Source organism: Actinoplanes utahensis, assembly GCF_016862455.1.
Taxonomy (GTDB): domain Bacteria; phylum Actinomycetota; class Actinomycetes; order Mycobacteriales; family Micromonosporaceae; genus Actinoplanes; species Actinoplanes utahensis.
The window spans coordinates 139,531-154,985 of sequence record NZ_BOMZ01000088.1 but is presented as its reverse complement, the minus strand read 5'-3'; the positions used below and the strand labels follow the sequence as shown (position 1 = coordinate 154,985).

At 72.6% G+C, this 15,455-nt stretch carries 13 protein-coding genes; 11 read left to right on the top strand and 2 right to left on the bottom strand.

Going from position 1 to position 15,455, the window contains the following annotated elements; all coding sequences use genetic code 11:
• Positions 1–105 precede the first annotated feature (105 nt).
• From Aut01nite_RS31250 to Aut01nite_RS31240, 3 genes are all read left to right on the top strand, one after another.
• Positions 106–834, top strand: a complete 729-nt coding sequence (locus tag Aut01nite_RS31250; protein WP_052163739.1) for a CPBP family intramembrane glutamic endopeptidase — start codon at positions 106–108, stop codon at positions 832–834.
• Positions 835–882: 48 nt separating this feature from the next.
• The gene (locus Aut01nite_RS31245) at positions 883–1,911 is read left to right on the top strand and encodes an aldo/keto reductase (RefSeq protein WP_043525190.1); all 1,029 of its coding nucleotides are present in this window, start codon (positions 883–885) and stop codon (positions 1,909–1,911) included.
• Positions 1,912–2,033: 122 nt separating this feature from the next.
• On the top strand, positions 2,034–3,635 hold the full coding sequence (locus Aut01nite_RS31240; RefSeq protein ID WP_043525191.1) for a methyl-accepting chemotaxis protein: 1,602 nt from the start codon (positions 2,034–2,036) through the stop codon (positions 3,633–3,635).
• 62 nt (positions 3,636–3,697) lie between these two features.
• Here Aut01nite_RS31240 and Aut01nite_RS31235 read toward each other — a convergent pair whose 3' ends face one another.
• Entirely contained in the window at positions 3,698–5,911 is a 2,214-nt protein-coding gene (locus Aut01nite_RS31235; protein ID WP_043525192.1) for a putative bifunctional diguanylate cyclase/phosphodiesterase, read from the bottom strand.
• Between the two features lie 166 nt (positions 5,912–6,077).
• On the opposite strand from Aut01nite_RS31235, the gene Aut01nite_RS31230 reads away from it, so the two are divergent.
• The 5 genes from Aut01nite_RS31230 (at position 6,078) to Aut01nite_RS31210 (ending at position 11,128) form a co-directional block, all read left to right on the top strand.
• Positions 6,078–7,709 carry an ABC transporter substrate-binding protein gene (locus Aut01nite_RS31230; protein ID WP_052163740.1) on the top strand — a complete coding sequence of 544 codons (1,632 nt, stop codon included), beginning with the start codon at positions 6,078–6,080 and terminating at the stop codon, positions 7,707–7,709.
• Between the two features lie 90 nt (positions 7,710–7,799).
• The gene (locus Aut01nite_RS31225) at positions 7,800–8,651 is read left to right on the top strand and encodes an ABC transporter permease (RefSeq protein ID WP_201775515.1); all 852 of its coding nucleotides are present in this window, start codon (positions 7,800–7,802) and stop codon (positions 8,649–8,651) included.
• 5 nt (positions 8,652–8,656) lie between these two features.
• Positions 8,657–9,505: an ABC transporter permease gene (locus Aut01nite_RS31220; RefSeq protein WP_236642704.1), complete on the top strand. Its 849-nt coding sequence runs from the start codon at positions 8,657–8,659 to the stop codon at positions 9,503–9,505.
• Positions 9,489–10,415 (top strand): ABC transporter ATP-binding protein, encoded by a 927-nt coding sequence (locus Aut01nite_RS31215; RefSeq protein ID WP_043525194.1) that lies wholly within the window; start codon positions 9,489–9,491, stop codon positions 10,413–10,415. The genes Aut01nite_RS31220 and Aut01nite_RS31215 overlap by 17 nt, the downstream gene beginning before the upstream one ends.
• Positions 10,412–11,128, top strand: coding sequence for an ABC transporter ATP-binding protein (locus tag Aut01nite_RS31210; protein ID WP_043525196.1), 717 nt, complete (start codon positions 10,412–10,414; stop codon positions 11,126–11,128). Before Aut01nite_RS31215 ends, Aut01nite_RS31210 begins: the two co-directional genes overlap by 4 nt.
• Here the strand turns inward: Aut01nite_RS31210 and Aut01nite_RS31205 are convergent.
• On the bottom strand, positions 11,115–11,702 hold the full coding sequence (locus tag Aut01nite_RS31205; protein WP_152628703.1) for a TetR/AcrR family transcriptional regulator: 588 nt from the start codon (positions 11,700–11,702) through the stop codon (positions 11,115–11,117). The two genes, Aut01nite_RS31210 and Aut01nite_RS31205, sit on opposite strands and share 14 nt — an antisense overlap.
• Positions 11,703–11,819: 117 nt before the next feature.
• Here Aut01nite_RS31205 and Aut01nite_RS31200 point away from each other — a divergent pair, with 117 nt between their 5' ends.
• The 3 genes from Aut01nite_RS31200 to Aut01nite_RS31190 are packed head-to-tail and all read left to right on the top strand — an operon-like array spanning position 11,820 to position 15,444.
• Entirely contained in the window at positions 11,820–12,272 is a 453-nt protein-coding gene (locus Aut01nite_RS31200) for a DUF3237 domain-containing protein (protein WP_043525343.1), read from the top strand.
• Position 12,273: 1 nt separating this feature from the next.
• The gene (locus Aut01nite_RS31195; RefSeq protein ID WP_152628704.1) at positions 12,274–14,001 is read left to right on the top strand and encodes a CocE/NonD family hydrolase; all 1,728 of its coding nucleotides are present in this window, start codon (positions 12,274–12,276) and stop codon (positions 13,999–14,001) included.
• A 36-nt stretch (positions 14,002–14,037) separates the two neighbouring features.
• Positions 14,038–15,444, top strand: a complete 1,407-nt coding sequence (locus Aut01nite_RS31190) for an amidase (RefSeq protein ID WP_043525197.1) — start codon at positions 14,038–14,040, stop codon at positions 15,442–15,444.
• Positions 15,445–15,455: the final 11 nt, after the last annotated feature.

Genomic DNA, 15,455 nt, shown 5'->3' with positions numbered 1-15,455 from the left:
CCGCTTTGTACCGCGGATCCTCCGCCTTGGCAAGTGTGCCTGCCCCACCAACAGTCGCGTGGTAGCCCCATCGCTGGTGGCGGCCATGATGGCGACAGTGGAGTCATGCCCGAGATGACGTGGTGGATGAGCCCCTGGCGGATCCGCGGGATGGGCCGCAGCCTCGGCTGGGGTCTCGCCGCCGGATTCGCGCTGCCCGCGACGGTGATGCTGGCGCTGCTGGCCGGCGGTGCGATCGGCCTGGAACGCTCCGCTGAGCCGATCGCGGCGGTCGCCGCGGCGGCGGTCAGCGCGGTGGTGCTGACCGCACTGGTCGAGGAGATCCTGGCCCGCTATCTGATCCTCCGGTTCATCGAGTGGCGGGCCGGCGCCCGGGTCGCGCTGCCCGCCACCGCGCTGCTGTTCGGCCTGCTGCACTTCGGGGTGGCCTCGTTGGTGGACGGGCCGGGCGGGGCGCTGCTGTTCGCGGTGCCGGCGACGCTGTCCGGTGTGCTGTTCGCCGGGGCCTATCTGATCACCCGCACGATGTGGCTGCCGATCGGCCTGCACATCGGGTGGAACCTGGCCACCAGCGCGATCTTCGGGCCGGACGTGTTCGGCACGCACCGGCTGCTGACCGTGACCCCGCTCGCCTCCGACCCGTTCTCCGGCGGCCTCTACGGCACCGACGCCAGCCTGCTGACCAGCGCGGTGCTGGCCCCGCTCTGCCTGGCCGTGCTGTTCGCGGCAGCCCGGGCCACCAGGAGGATCCCGGTGGCCACCGCGACGGCGGAGCCGGCCCACGTGCCGGCGCCGCGAGACCGGGAACGGGAGCTGGTGACCGCGGGAGGGTGAGATTCAACGTTTGACCTGGAGCGCGCTCCAGCTTCTAGGTTCTGACCCATGAGCGGTGAGACGAACATCGGAACCATCGAACTCGGACGGACCGGCGAGCGGGTCAGCAGCGTCGCCCTCGGGGCCATGCAGATGGGCAACGCCACGGCGGAGCCGGAGGCGGTCCGGATCCTGGACCGCTACCGTGATCTCGGCGGCGCGTTCATCGACACGGCCGACTGCTACGAGTGGTGGGCGCGGCCGGGCAGCCGCGGCGGCGAGAGCGAGGAACTGCTCGGCCGCTGGATGCGCGAGCGCGGCAACCGGGACGAGATCTTCCTGGCCACCAAGGGCACCGCGCTGCCGGCCCACTCGCCGGACCTGTGGAACGCCGACGGCTCGGCGAACTGGGAGCTGGCCCGGCGGACGTTCGCCGGGGCGGGCGCGGACACCCTGCGGCACGCGCTGGACGGCAGCCTGCAGCGGCTCGGCACCGACCACGTCGACCTGTACTACGTGCACGTCGACGACCGGTCGACCCCTCTCGAGGAGACCCTGGAGGCGCTCGCCGGGTTCGTCACGGCCGGCAAGGTGCGCTATCTGGGCTGGTCCAACGTGCGGACCTGGCGGCTGGAGCGGATCCGGCAGCTGTGCGACAGGTACGGCTGGCCCGCGCCCGTCGCCCTCCAGCAGCAGCACTCCTACCTGCGGCGGCGGGCCGGGCTGAGCCACGGTTCGTTCGTCGACGACGAGCAGCTGGACTACCTGGCCGAGCACCGCGACCTGTCCCTGGTCGCGTACTCGCCGATCGTCAAGGGGATCTACGACGATCCGGCGCGGGCGGCCGAGCACTGGATGATGGAGTCGTACGCGGGGCCGGACACCGACGCCCGCCTGACCGCGGTCACCGACCACGCGGCCCGGCTCGGGGTGACCCCGAACCAGCTGGTCCTCGCCTGGCTGCTGCACCAGGACCGGCCGCCGGTGCTCCCGCTGATCGGGCCGCGGACCCTCGCGCAGTTCGAGAACCTGGCGCCCGCGTTCGGCCTCGAGCTGGGCGCCGGCGACCTGGCCACGCTGGACGCCGCCGGAGCCTGAGGCGGGGTGGGGAGCCGGGGTGCGGACAGCGGCCGAACTCCGCACACCGAACGAGGAGGGCGAGACGGCCGGATTTCGTGATTCCGGCTCACGAACGTGTCTTCGCGGTATTGGCTGGAGCAATGGCGCGTAGATCCGGATGGTCCGACCTGCCGGTCATGGTGAAGGTGTTGTGCGCGGTGCTGGTCGCCGCGCTGGCCGCGGCTGTGGCCGGCGGGGTCGGGATCGTCAAGCTGGGTGCGGTCGACGAGGCGGGCGGCGGCATCTACGAGCGCAACCTGTTGCCGATGAGCGAGCTGGCGGAGATCGACGGGCTGGTCAACGAGATCCGCGGGACGGTCCTGCGGCATGTGATCTCCACCGATCCGGCCGAGATGCAGGCCCGCGAGCAGGAGATCACCGAGTTCCGTGACGAGCTGGACCGCCTGTGGGAGGCCTACGCCGCGGGGGCGGGGACCGCCGAGGAGCAGGCCGCCCGGCAGGAGTTCGGCACGGCGTTCGAGGCGATGCTGGCAGTCGCGGACGGCGAGGTGCTCCCGGCGAGCCGGGCACAGCAGACGAGCCGGGTGGCCGCGGCCGAGAGGGAGCGGTTCGACCCGGCTTTCGACAAGGTCAGCGACGCCCTCGGAGCACTGGAGGCGCTCGAGACGGCACAGGCGACGGCCAGCGCCGACGAAGCCGAGGCCACGTACCGGTCGTCCCGCAATCTGCTGATCGCCATCCTGGTCGCCGGCCTCGCTCTGGCCCTCGCCGTCGGGGTGTTCGTGGCCCGGTCGGTGAGCGGCCCGCTCGCCACGGTCGTGGTCGCGTTGCGCCGGGTCGAGAAGGGCGACCTGACCGCCGTCGCCGACGTCCACAGCCGGGACGAGCTGGGCAGACTGGCCACCGCCCTGAACGCGACCACCGGCCGGCTGCGGGAGGTGATCGGCGGCCGGATGTCGCAGACCGCGCAGAGCCTGGCCGCCGCGGCCGAGGAGCTGGCCGCGGTCAGCGCGCAGCTGCAGTCCGGGGCGGGCGACGCCGAGAGCCAGGCCAACACCGCGGCCCGCGCCTCCGAGGAGGTCAACGTCGGGGTGCAGTCGATCGCGGCGGGCGCGGAGGAGATGAGCGCGTCGATCAGCGAGATCGCCTCCAACGCCAGCCAGGCCGCGCAGGTCACCACCCGGGCGATGTCGGTGGCGGAGCGGACCAACGCGCAGGTCGGCGAGCTGGGTTCGGCCAGCGCCGAGATCGGCGAGGTGGTCAAGCTGATCACCAGCATCGCCGAGCAGACGAACCTGCTCGCGCTGAACGCCACGATCGAGGCGGCCCGGGCCGGTGAGCTGGGCAAGGGGTTCGCGGTGGTGGCCGGCGAGGTGAAGGAGCTGGCGCAGCAGACGGCACGGGCCACCGAGGAGATCACCGCCCGGATCGGGGCGATCCAGCGATCCAGCGAGGCGGCGGCCACGGCGATCGGCGAGATCACCGAGGTGATCGGGATGATCGGGGACTACACGACGACGATCGCGTCGGCGGTGGAGGAGCAGACCGCGACGACGACCGAGATGAGCCGGTCGGTGGCGGAGGCCGCGGGCAACAGCGGGGACGTGGCGCGGACCGTCTCCGGGGTCGCCGGGGTGGCGGCGAACACCGCCGAGGGCGCCCGGACCACGCAGCAGGCCGCCGACGAGCTGACCCGCCTGGCCTCGGACCTGACCGGAATCGTCGCCGAGTTCAAACACTGACCCCGAACCAGCGTGGTGACCTCGGGCGCGCATGGCGGCCGGAGTCACCACGAAAGCCCGGACTACACCCGCTGGGGGACGGCGGTGAGCATCTCGGTGATGCCGGTGGCGTCGATCGGGTGGGCCAGCAGGTACCCCTGCGCGTACTCGCAGCCCAGCTCCCGCAGCACCGCCAGGTCGGCGCCGTCGTCCACGCCCTCGGCCAGCGACGCCATCCCGAGCGCGTGCGCCATCCCGATCATCGCGTCCGCCAGCGCACGCCGGGCCGGGTCACGCGCGATCCCGTTGACGAACGTGTGGTCGATCTTGATGATGTCCCAGCCGTGGTCGGCGACCCGCGCCATCGACGAGTAGCCGGTGCCGAAGTCGTCGACGGCGATCCGCACCCCGGCCCGGCGCAGCGGTCCGAGCGCGGCCTCGACGGTCTCCGGCATGGCCAGGCCCATCTCGGTGAGCTCCAGGGTGAGCGCGTGCGCGGGGGTGCCGGTCCGCTCCAGGGCGGCGAGGACCACCTCGGCGGTGCCGGGGTCGAGCTGCCGCGGCGACAGGTTGACCGCGATCGGCACCCACCTGCCGGTCCGGTTGTACCAGGTCCGCTGCTCGTGCAGGGACTGGTCCAGGACGACGGCGAAGAACTGGCCGACCGTGCCGGTGGCCTCGGCGACCGGCACGAACGCGGCGGGCATCAGGATCCCGTCGGTGGGGTGCTGCCAGCGGGCGAGCGCCTCCACCGAGACGAGGGCGCCGTCGTCGACCCGGAACACCGGCTGGTAGACGCAGAACAGCTCACCCGGATGGGTGAGGGCCCGCCGGAAGTCGGCGTCGCGCCGCAGCCGCAGGGCGGCCTCGGTCCGGCTGTGCGCGTCGAACCGCACCGTCCGGCCCCGGCCGGCGGCCTTGGCCTGGTACATCGCGGTGTCCGCGTCCTGGAGCAGGGTCTCCGGGTCGGCGTTGAGTGCCTGGGTGGTGCGCAGCCCGATCGACAGCGAGGCGAAGAAGTCGCTGCCGTCGGCGAGCCGCAGCGGCTGCCCCAGGTCGGCGGCGACCCGGTCGGCGACGGCGCCGGCCTCCTCCTCGCTGACGGCCGGCATCAGGATGACGAACTCGTCGCCGCCGAGCCGGCACACCACGTCGCCGGGGCGGACCGCGGCGCGCAACCGGCCGGCGATGGCGACCAGCAGCTGGTCGCCGGCGTCGTGGCCGAGGCTGTCGTTGACGTTCTTGAAGTGGTCGAGGTCGCAGAAGAGCAGCCCGACCCGGGTCTCGCCGTCGTCCGGCAGGGACGCGCAGGCCAGCGCGAGCCGGTCCATCAGCAGGGCCCGGTTGGCCAGGCCGGTGAGCGCGTCGTGGCCGACCCGGCGGGCCAGGTCGTGGATCGGGGTGATGAGCCGCAGCGCGACCAGGGCGACCGACACCCAGGCGCCGATGACGAGGGGGCCGGCCGAGGCGGGTTGCCAGACCAGGTGCAGGGTGGGCAGCACGAGCGCGGCGCCGAACAGCAGCAGCGCCCGGTGCACGGTGAGGGTGGTGACCGACGAGCGCCGCGGCGTGGTGTAGACCATCGACGGGTGCAGGCCGGCCGTGGCGATCAGGATCGGCATCGCCATCCAGCCCAGGTCGATCAACTTCCCTTCGACGTACGTTCCGGTCAGACTCTCGTGCGTGTAGAGAGCGTCCGAGACGAACCAGGCGATCAGCCCGCCCAGCAGCCAGCGGACCCCGGGGGCGCGTAGTTCCACGCCGAGGGCGAGCGCGAGGGCGCAGTAGAGCACGACGAGCGTGCCGGCCGGGGCGGCGACCGCGACGAACCGGGCGAGCGCGGTGCCGCCCTCGGTGACCAGCGGGTTCACCACGAGCAGCCAGCCGATGCTGGCGAACGGGGCGAGGATGACCGCCGAGTCGAGGAACGCGGTCCGGCCGGAGCGGGCCGCCAGGATCGCCGCGCCGGCCGCGATGGCCAGGTGGGCGAGCAGGTAGAAGCCGTCGGCGGCGGACGGGAACGGCGGGGTGAGGCCGCGGGAGGTGTAGCCGGCGAAGACGACGTCGCCGACGCCGGACAGCGCCAGCCCGGCCACGATGACCTGCCAGCCGAGCCGCCGGCGCGGGGCGTTGCGGGCCAGGCCGATCCAGGTGGCGATCGGTGCGAGGCAGTTGAGCAGCACGTACACCCAGCGGGTGGCGGCGTTGAAGGGCAGCACCACGTACGCCGCCGCCGCCGTCGACGCGAGCACCAGCCAGATCCACCACAGGTGGCGCAGGAACCCGCTCGTTCGCATGCCGGACTGATCGGCGTCGCCAGCACCCACCCAAGGGTCTCGGCGGTTCTTAGTCAGCACGATACCCCCGCTACCAGTGCAGTTAATAGTTGATTTCCAGGATTGACAATCTATGGCCCGGCGCGGAAAGTGAGGCGGACACCACACCGCCCGCTCAGGGGGAACTGTGAAGCTCATATCCACCTCTGCCGCGCTGCTGCTCGGCCTGTCCCTGACCGCCTGCTCGGGCAGCCTGTCAGGCGACCGGACGACCGCGCCGGTGATCGCCCTGGCCGAGACCACCCCCGCCGCCACCGGCGAGGTGGCGAAGGTGACCTGGGCGCTGCCCTCCGGCGAACCCGCCTCCCTCGACCCGGCCCGCACCGGCGACTACTCGGCCAACACGGTCGGCACCAACCTCTGCGAGAGCCTGCTGCGGCTCGGCACCGACTTCTCCACCGCCCCCGGCCTGGCCGGCGCGGTCGTCCAGAAGGACCCGACCACCGTGGTGATCACGGTCCGTGACGGGGTCACCTTCTGGGACGGCACGAAGCTCACCGCCGACGACGTCGTCTACAGCCTCGACCGCAACCGGGACCCGAAGACGGCGTCCTACGCCGCGCACGTCTTCACCAACGTCTCCTCGATCGACCGGACCGGCGACCTCGAGGTCACCGTCCGGTTCCGGGCGCCGGACATGCAGTTCGTCCCGAACCTGGCCGGGGTGCCCGGCGCGATCATGCAGAAGGAGTACACCCGGAAAGCCGGACAGGCTCTCGGTACGGCCACCGGCGGCCTGATGTGCACCGGCCCGTTCAAGCTCGCGAGCTGGCAGAACGGTCAGCGGATCAGCCTGGTCCGCAACGACGGCTACTGGGACGCGAGCCGGAAGGCCCGGGCGGCCGCCTTCGACTTCGTCTTCCTCACCGACAGCAGCACGCTGACCAGCGCCCTGCTGTCCGGCGAGGTGGACGGCGTCTACGGCGCCCCGGTCGGCAGCATCGCCGCCCTGCAACGCTCCGACGCCGGGAGGCTGTACTTCGGGCCGAGCACCGAGACGTACAGCCTCGGCGCGGTCGCCGCGGACGGGCCGGCCGCCGACCCGAGGATCCGGCGGGCCCTCGACCTGGCCATCGACAAGACGTCGTTCGTCACCAGCGTGCTCAAGGGCGCCGGCACGCCGCTGAAGACCTTCACCCCGCCGCTGGCCTGGCAGGGCAGCCCCGCCAAGGCCGTCTACGACGCCGGGTACGCGGCCCTGCCGGACACCGCGAAAGCCGACCTGGAAGCGGCGAAGAAGCTGGTCGCCGAGGCCGCGCCGAGCCGGGCGGACCTGGTGATCGCGCTGCCGGCCGGCGAGCAGTCGCTGCTGCAGACCGCGACGATCGCGCAGGCCGCCGCCCGGCAGATCGGCCTGAACCTGACCGTGAAGCAGTTGCAGCCGGCCGAGTTCTCCGGGCTGTTCTACGACCCCACGCTGCGCAGGGGCATCGACCTGATCGCCACGACCGGCTATCTCGAGGTGCCGGGCGCGCTCTACTACGCGCCGGGCTTCGTGCTGCCGGGCGCGCCGTTCAACTGGACCGGCTACGACGACGCCGGGGTCACCCGGGACCTCACCGCGGCGGTGTCCGAGACCGATCCGGTGAAGTCGGCGGAGAGGTTCGTCGCGGCCCAGGCGGTGTACGGCCCGGCGAAGCTCCAGATCACCCTGGCCGGCTCGTACAACCGGCTGTTCCTCAACAAGCGGATCACCGGGGCGCCCGCGTCGTTCTCGTACATCAGTTCCTCGTGGGCCGCACTGGTCGGGAAAGCATGACCGGGTTCCTGGCGCGCAAGCTCGCCGGAGTGGCCGGCACCGTGGCGGTGGCCAGCCTGATCATCTTCGCGGCGCTGTACCTGGCGCCCGGTGACCCGGGCGAGCCTCCTCGCCGGCGGGCATCAGCCCGACCCGGCGGCGCTGGCCGAGATCCGCGCGCGGTACCACCTCGACGACCCGTTCCCGGTGCAGTACTGGCACTGGCTGTCCGGCCTGCTCAGCGGCGACCCGGGCACCTCGATGGTGCTCAAGGAGCCGGTGACGGCGCTGATCGGGGCGCGGATCGGGAACACGGTGCTGCTGGTCGCGTACGCCGGCCTGCTGATCCTGCTCCTCGGGGTCACCGCGGGCGTCGTCGCCGCCGTCGGCGGCCGGCGGGTCGATCAGGCGCTGACTGTGATCACGACGGTGCTGATGGCCGCGCCCGCGTTCGTCGCCGCCATCCTGCTGATCTGGCTCTTCGCGACCACCCTGTCCTGGTTCCCGGTCTACGGGTCCGGTACCGGGTTCACCGACCGGATCCACCACCTGACGCTGCCGGCGCTGGCGCTCAGCGGCGGTTACCTCGCCTACGTCAGCCGGATCACCCGCACCGAGGTCCGCGCCGAACTCGCCGCCGACCACGTCGCCGCCGCCCGGGTGCGCGGGCTGCCCCGCTGGACCGTGTTGCGCCGGCACGTGCTGCGCAACGCCGCCCCGCCGATCGTCGCGGTCTCCGGGGTGACGGTGGCCGGGCTGTTCGCGGCGACGGCGGTGGCCGAGCAGGCGTTCGGGGTGGCCGGCCTGGGGTCGCTGCTGGTGCAGAGCGCGGCCCGGCAGGACATGGTCGTGGTGCAGGCGCTGTCGTTGTTGCTGGTGACGGTGTTCGTGCTGGTCAACATGCTGGTCGACGTGCTGAACGCGGTGCTCGACCCGCGTCTGGCCCGTGCGGGGGCGGTATGAGCGCCATGTCGATTCCGATGCCGCTGCGGAAGCCGGCGGCCAAGCGCGGGGCCGCGCCGGTCGCCGGTCTGTTCTGCGCCCTGATCGTTCTCGTCGCGATCTTCGCGCCCTGGATCGCCCCGTACGACCCCGACGCGCTGGATCCGCTGAACGCGCACGCCCCGCTCTCGGCGCGGCACCTTCTCGGGACCGACGATCTCGGCCGGGACCTGTTCTCCCGGCTGATCCACGGCGCCCGGACCAGCCTGGCCGGCCCGCTGATCGTGATCCTCGCCGCCGGGACGGCCGGTGCGATCCTCGCGATCACCGCGGCCTGGTTCGGTGGCTGGTTCGACGCGCTGATCTCCCGGACCCTCGACGTGCTGTTCGCGTTCCCCGGCCTGGTCCTGGCGATCACCGTGGCCGCCCTCTTCGGCAGCGGCTTCGTCACCCCGGTCGCCGCGCTGTCGCTCGCGTTCGTGCCGGTCATCGCCCGGGTCATGCGGGCCGCCGCGCTGCGCGAACGGAACCTGCCCTACATCGAGGCGCTGCGCGTGCAGGGCTTCTCCGGCTGGCACATCTGCGTGCGGCACCTGGTGCCCAACCTGGCGCCGTTGCTGATGGTCCAGGCCGCGATCGGCTTCGGCTACGCGATGATCGACCTGGCCTCGATCTCGTTCCTCGGCCTGGGCCTGCAACCGCCCGCCGCGGACTGGGGACTGATGATCGCCAACGGTCAGCCGTCCATCCTGGCGGGCTTCCCGCAGCAGTCCATCGCGGCCGCGGTCGCGGTGGTGATCACCGTGGTCGCCTTCACCGCCGTCGCGGAACGGCTGGCCACCCGGTTCGGAGGCGATCATGCTCCAGTTCGATGACCTGCGGCTGCGCGTGGGCGGCACACCGATCCTGCGCGGTGTCACCCTCGAGGTGGCGGCCGGGGAGGCGGTCGGCCTGGTCGGCGAGTCCGGATCGGGCAAGTCGATGACCGTCAAGTCGGTGGTCCGGCTGCTGCCGCCCGGCTCCCGGACCGAGGGCGCGGTGCGGTTCGACGGCGTGGACGTCTCCTCGCTCGACGCGGCCGGGCTGCGGCGGATGCGGTCCCGGGACGTCGCGATGGTGTTCCAGGACCCGCGCGCGGTGGTCAACCCGGTGCGCACGATCGGCGACTTCCTCACCGAAGTGCTCCGGGACCAGGGCGTCGGCCGGACCGAGGCGACGCGGCGGGCGGCCCGCGCCCTGTCCGAGGTCGGCATCGGCGATGCGGTGCGCCGGCTCCATCAGCGGCCGTACGAGTTGAGCGGCGGCCTGCTCCAGCGCGTGGTGATCGCGGCCGCCCTGCTGACCGGGCCGCGGCTGATCCTCGCCGACGAGCCGACCACCGCCCTGGACGTGACCACCCAGGAGGAGGTGGTGGCGATCCTCAACGAGCAGCGCGCCGCCCGGCAGGTGGCGCTGATGTTCATCACCCACGACCTGGAACTGGCCGCCGCCGTCTGCGACCGGATCGCCGTCATGTACGCGGGGGAGATCGTCGAGGTCCTGCCGGCCGCCGCGCTGCATGCGGGCGCGCGTCACCCGTACACCCGGGCGCTCCTGAACTCGCGCCCCGGCGCCGTCGCGCCGGGGGAGAGGCTGCGGACCGTCCCCGGCGTCCCGCAGTCCGCTCTGACCGCGCCACCCGGCTGCGTCTTCGCCGACCGCTGCCCGCACGCCGAAGCCCGATGCCGGGAGGTCCGGCCGGTCTTCGACGGCTCGGCCGCCTGTCACCTGTTGGAGGCCCGGTGATCCTGGAAGTCCGCGACCTGCGGAAGGAGTTCACAGGCGTGGTCGCGGTGGACGGGGTCAGCTTCGCCGTCCGCGAGGGCGGATCCCTCGCCGTGGTCGGCGAGTCCGGATCCGGCAAGACCACCTGCGCGCGGATCGTCACCGGCCTGGAGAAGGCCACCTCCGGCACGGTCGAGCTGCGCGGGAGCGTCCAGATGGTGTTCCAGGACCCGTACCAGAGCCTCGATCGGCGGCAGACCGTGCGCGGCTGCCTCGACGAGGTGCTCGCCCACCACCGCAAGGACCGCTCCCGGACGGCCGAACTGCTCGACCTGGTCGGGCTGGACCGCGCCCTCGGCGACGCGCTGCCCCGGCACCTGTCCGGCGGGCAGCGGCAGCGGGTCGCCATCGCCCGGGCGCTCGCCGCGGAGCCGCGGCTGCTCGTGCTGGACGAGGCCGTCGCCGCGCTGGACGTGTCGATCCAGGCGCAGATCCTGAACCTGCTGGTGGACGCGCGGGCCGCCACGGGGGTGGCCTACCTGTTCATCACCCACGACCTGTCCGTGGTCCGGCACGTCTGCGAGGACGTGGTCGTGATGTCGCGCGGGAAGGTGGTCGAGGCGGGGCCGGTCGCGCGGGTGCTCGGCGCGCCGGAGCACGAGTACACCCGGCGGCTCGTCGCGTCGGTGCCCCGGGCGGGCTGGACGCCCACCCGGGCGGTCAGCCGTGACTGAGGCGTTCCAGCAGGGACTCGGCGGAGGCCCGGACCAGTCCGCCGGCCGCGGCCGGGAGCTGGAGCTCGGCCATCATCGAGTTGCCCATCGCCAGGCACCACAGCCCGTACGCGGTGGTGCGCCGGGCGCCGGGCGAGGCGGCCGGGTACTCGGCGGCGACCGCGTCCTCGACCGCCTGCACCGCCTGCGTGTAGTGCGCCTGCATGGTGGCCCGGATGCCGTCGTCGGCGATCCCCGCGGTGATCAGCTCGCGGATCACCGTGTCGTCGTCGCTGATCGGCAGGAACCCGCTGCTGAACAGGTAGTCCATCACGATCGGCAGCTTCTCCCGGGCCGGCGCCTCCGCGACCCTGCCGATGAACTCGGCCTCGTACCCGGTGTACAGCCAGGTCGCGAACCGGCGCAGCAGGTCGTCCCGGTTGCCGACGTAGTGCCGGACGTGGCTGCGGCTCAGCCCGGACTCCTCGGACACCCGCTCCAGGGTCGTCCCGGCGAGACCGTGTTTCTGCAGGCAGCGGGCGGTCGCCTGCATGATCTGCTCGGTCCTCTCCGCGGCCATGCTCGGACGTCCCACGAGGCCTCTCCTTCTCTGCGGCTGCTTCCCCGTGCTGTCGCGGCGGCCGTGAGCCAGCACCGAGTACCAGCACCAGACTAATTGATTGTCATTTCGGAATAGAAAACGAGGATGTTCATGTTCGAGCTGCCTGACCCGCGGTTGGTCTTCGCGTTCGAGGCCCGGGTCGACGTCGCCGAGACCCTGCTCATCGACGGTGGGCTGATGTTCACGCCGATCACCGGCGGCACTGTCGACGGGCCACGGCTCACCGGCAAGGTCCTCGCCGGCGGCGGCGACTGGTCGACCACCAGTGGCGACGTGACCGCGCTGGACGCCCGCTACCTCCTGCAGGCGTCCGACGGTGCGGTGATCGACATCCACAACCGGGGGTTCTGGCGGGCCACGCCGGAGATCGATGCCCGGATCGAGGCGGGGGAGGACCTGCCGGAGACCGAGTACTACTACCGGACCAGCCCGGTCTTCCACACCGACGCCCCCGCCCACCGCTGGCTGGCCTCGTCCGTCTTCGTGGGACTGGCCCGCGGGGAGAACGGCCAGGTCTGCATCCGCTTCTTCGAGGTCCTCTGACATGACTGACCGCACCGAGCGGCAGCCACCCGCACCCGACAACGACACCGCAGGCGAGGGCGGGGAAGGCATGTCCAAGCCGGCACTGACGAGCATCTCGGTGCAGCGGACCGGGCCGGGGCCGCTGTCCCCGGACGCCACCCAGTACATGGTGCGGATGCGGGACGGGGTCCGCCTCGCCACCGACGTCTATCTGCCCGCCACCCCGGAGCCGGGGCCGACGATCCTCACCCGGCTGCCGTACGACAAGTGCGGCGAGTACACGTTCATGCCGCAGATCGCCGCGTACTTCACCGCCCGTGGCTACCGGATGGTCGTGCAGGACGTCCGCGGCAAGTTCCGCTCCGAGGGCGAGACGCTGCTGTTCGTCAACGAGGCCTACGACGGGTACGACACCCTCGACTGGGTGATCAACCAGCCGTGGTCCGACGGGACCGTCGGGATGTGGGGCGACTCGTACTACGGCTACACCCAGTGGGCGGCGGCGTCCACCGGGCACCGGGCGCTCAAGGCGATGGTTCCCCGGGTCACCGGCACCCGCCTCGGTGAACTGCCGGCGCCCGTGCCGGGGCAGCGCACCCACGACGTGGAGATGTCGGTGCACCGGTTCTACCCGCTGTCGATGTTCCACGACCGGGACATCCTCGACTGGCAGATCGACTGGACCCGGCGGCCCCTCGCGGCCCAGGTCGAGGAGTTCTTCACCGCGGTCGGCAGCCGGTCCGCGTCCTACGACCTGTGGTTCCCGTACCCGGTCGGGCTGCGGCGCTTCCCCGCCGGGAGCCCGTTCGACGCACCGGCCGTGCCGGTGCTGATGACCATCGGCTGGTGGGACAACTGCGCGCCCTGGCAGTGGTCCGACCATCGTGAGCTGCAACGCCGCCCGGCCTGGGCGCACAACGAGTACCTGCTCCTCGAAGCGATCGACCACGAGAACACCAGCCATTTCGCCCCCGGCCGGCCCGCCACGGTCGACGAGACGGCCGACCGCTACCTCGGGCCCGCCGTCGAGTTCTTCGACGTGTTCCTGCGCGGTCACGACGCCGACATACCGCGCGTGCGCTGGCAACTGGCCAACTCCGGGGACGCGGCGTTGCGGGCCGCGGGTGTGTGGCCACTTCCCTCGTCGTACGAGATGAGCTGGCGTCCCACCCTCTCCGCCGCCTCCACCGGAATCCTCGTCCCCGCCGCTCCGGGCGCTCCCGCGACCGGCTCCGGAGTCGTGACATGGATCCATGACGCCGCCGACCCGGTGCCGTCGCCGGTCGCCGACGCGTTCGCGTTCCTGCGCGAGTTCCCGGACGAACGCGGCCTCGCCGGCCGTGCCGACGTGCTGGTCTTCACCGCCGAACCGGTGACCGGGCCGCTCGACCTGGCCGGGCCGATCCGCCTGGACGCGGTCGTCGGCTCCGACGGGCCGGAGATGGACGTGTTCGTGCGGCTCGCCGATGTGGCGCCGGACGGAACCGCCCGGTTGATCGCCCGCGGCCAGCAGACGATCCTCGTCCCCGGTGACGCCTTCGCCGTGACGATCGATCTCGGGCACACCGGTTACCGCCTGCCGGCCGGTCACGCCCTGCGCCTCACGGTGGCGAGTTCCGACGCGCCCGAGTTCGTGCCCGCGCCCGGCACCGGCGAGCACCGCTGGCTGGCCGTCAAGACGATCCCCAACCGGCAGCGCCTGCACCTGGCCGACACCATCCTGACCTGCACCGTCCTGCCGGACTGACCGGGGCCTGACGGATCTTTCGAGAGGATTTGTGAGATGGACTTCACGGAGCTGACGGCCGGCCGGATCGCCGCGGGTGTGCGGGACGGGCGGTTCAGCGCGGCGGCGGTGGTGGAGGCGCATCTGGACCGGATCGCGGAGGTGAATCCGCGGGTCAACGCGGTCACCGTGGTGTTCGACGAGAAGGCCAGGACAGCGGCGGCGGCGCTCGACGACCGGATCGCGGCGGGGGAGGAGCCCGGGCCGCTCGCCGGGGTGCCGATCACCGTGAAGGAGAACATCGATCTGACCTGGTCGGCGACGACGTCGGGCCTGCCGTTCGCGGCCGGCCATGTGCCGGCGGCCGATGCCACGTTCGTCGGCAGGCTGCTCGCGGCGGGGGCGATTCCGGTCGGGCGGGGGAACATGCCCGACATCGGGTTGCGGTGGGACACCGACAACGATCTCTTCGGGCGTACGCGCAACCCGTGGGACCCGGATCGTGTGCCGGGCGGGTCCAGTGGCGGTGACGCGGTGGCGGTGGCCACCGGGATGGCGGCGGCCGGGCTCGGCAACGACTACGGCGGCTCGCTGCGACTGCCGGCCCACGCCGCCGGGATCGTCGCGCTGCGGCCGTCGGCGGGACGGGTCACCGCGCCCGGCCACGCCGTCGAGCCGGTGCCGCTGTCGTTGCAGCACATGGCGGTGAACGGGCCGCTCGCCAGGTCGGTCGCCGACCTCGACCTGATCTTCGGGGTGATGCACGGCGCCGACGACCACGATCCGCTGTCGGTGACGGTGGAGCACCCGTCCGGGTACGACGGTCCGCGCCGGGTCGCCGTCACCGTCGACCCGGCCGGCTGGGGCGAGGTGGACGCCGAGGTGGCCGCCGCGGTCCGGGCGGCGGCCGGAGCGCTGGCCGCCGCCGGCTGGGAGGTCGACGAGGTGGAGCCGCCGGCCGTCGACCGGTGCGCGACGATCTGGCGTCAGCTGTCGTCGACCGAGAACGCGCCGATGCTGCTCACGCCCGGTGTCTTCCCGGGGCCGCTGTCGGCGGGGACGGTCCGGTACTTCAAGGACAACATCGTCGACGTCGAGCTGCTCGACACGTCGGCCGCCTATCAGGGCGCGTGGGCGGAACGGTTCGTGCACGCGGCGGCGTGGCGGCGGTTCCACAGCCGGTACCCGATCGTGCTCGGCCCGGTGACGACCCAGCCGATGCCGGAGATCGGGTACGACCTGAGCGGCCCGGCCGCCACGACCGCGCTCTGGCGCGCCCACCGCCTGCTCGTCACCGCCAACTTCCTCGGCCTGCCCGCCGTGGCCGTCCCGACCGGGCTGTCCGGCCGCCGACCCCTCGGCGTACAGGTGATCGCCCGCCAGCACGGTGACCACATCGCCCTGGCCGCGGCCCGCGACATCGAGGCCGCCTTCCCCGCCGTCACCCCGATCCGCCCCGCCTGACCCCGGCCCGC

What these genes read in the sequence shown, in the direction of transcription:
- Aut01nite_RS31220 (WP_236642704.1), top strand. Translation starts at nt 8,657, where the DNA reads ATGTCGATTCCGATGCCGCTGCGGAAGCCGGCGGCCAAGCGCGGGGCC.
- Aut01nite_RS31190 (WP_043525197.1), top strand. Translation starts at nt 14,038, where the DNA reads ATGGACTTCACGGAGCTGACGGCCGGCCGGATCGCCGCGGGTGTGCGG.
- Aut01nite_RS31245 (WP_043525190.1), top strand. Translation starts at nt 883, where the DNA reads ATGAGCGGTGAGACGAACATCGGAACCATCGAACTCGGACGGACCGGC.
- Aut01nite_RS31215 (WP_043525194.1), top strand. Translation starts at nt 9,489, where the DNA reads ATGCTCCAGTTCGATGACCTGCGGCTGCGCGTGGGCGGCACACCGATC.
- Aut01nite_RS31240 (WP_043525191.1), top strand. Translation starts at nt 2,034, where the DNA reads ATGGCGCGTAGATCCGGATGGTCCGACCTGCCGGTCATGGTGAAGGTG.
- Aut01nite_RS31195 (WP_152628704.1), top strand. Translation starts at nt 12,274, where the DNA reads ATGACTGACCGCACCGAGCGGCAGCCACCCGCACCCGACAACGACACC.
- Aut01nite_RS31235 (WP_043525192.1), bottom strand. Translation starts at nt 5,911, where the DNA reads ATGCGAACGAGCGGGTTCCTGCGCCACCTGTGGTGGATCTGGCTGGTG.
- Aut01nite_RS31200 (WP_043525343.1), top strand. Translation starts at nt 11,820, where the DNA reads ATGTTCGAGCTGCCTGACCCGCGGTTGGTCTTCGCGTTCGAGGCCCGG.
- Aut01nite_RS31250 (WP_052163739.1), top strand. Translation starts at nt 106, where the DNA reads ATGCCCGAGATGACGTGGTGGATGAGCCCCTGGCGGATCCGCGGGATG.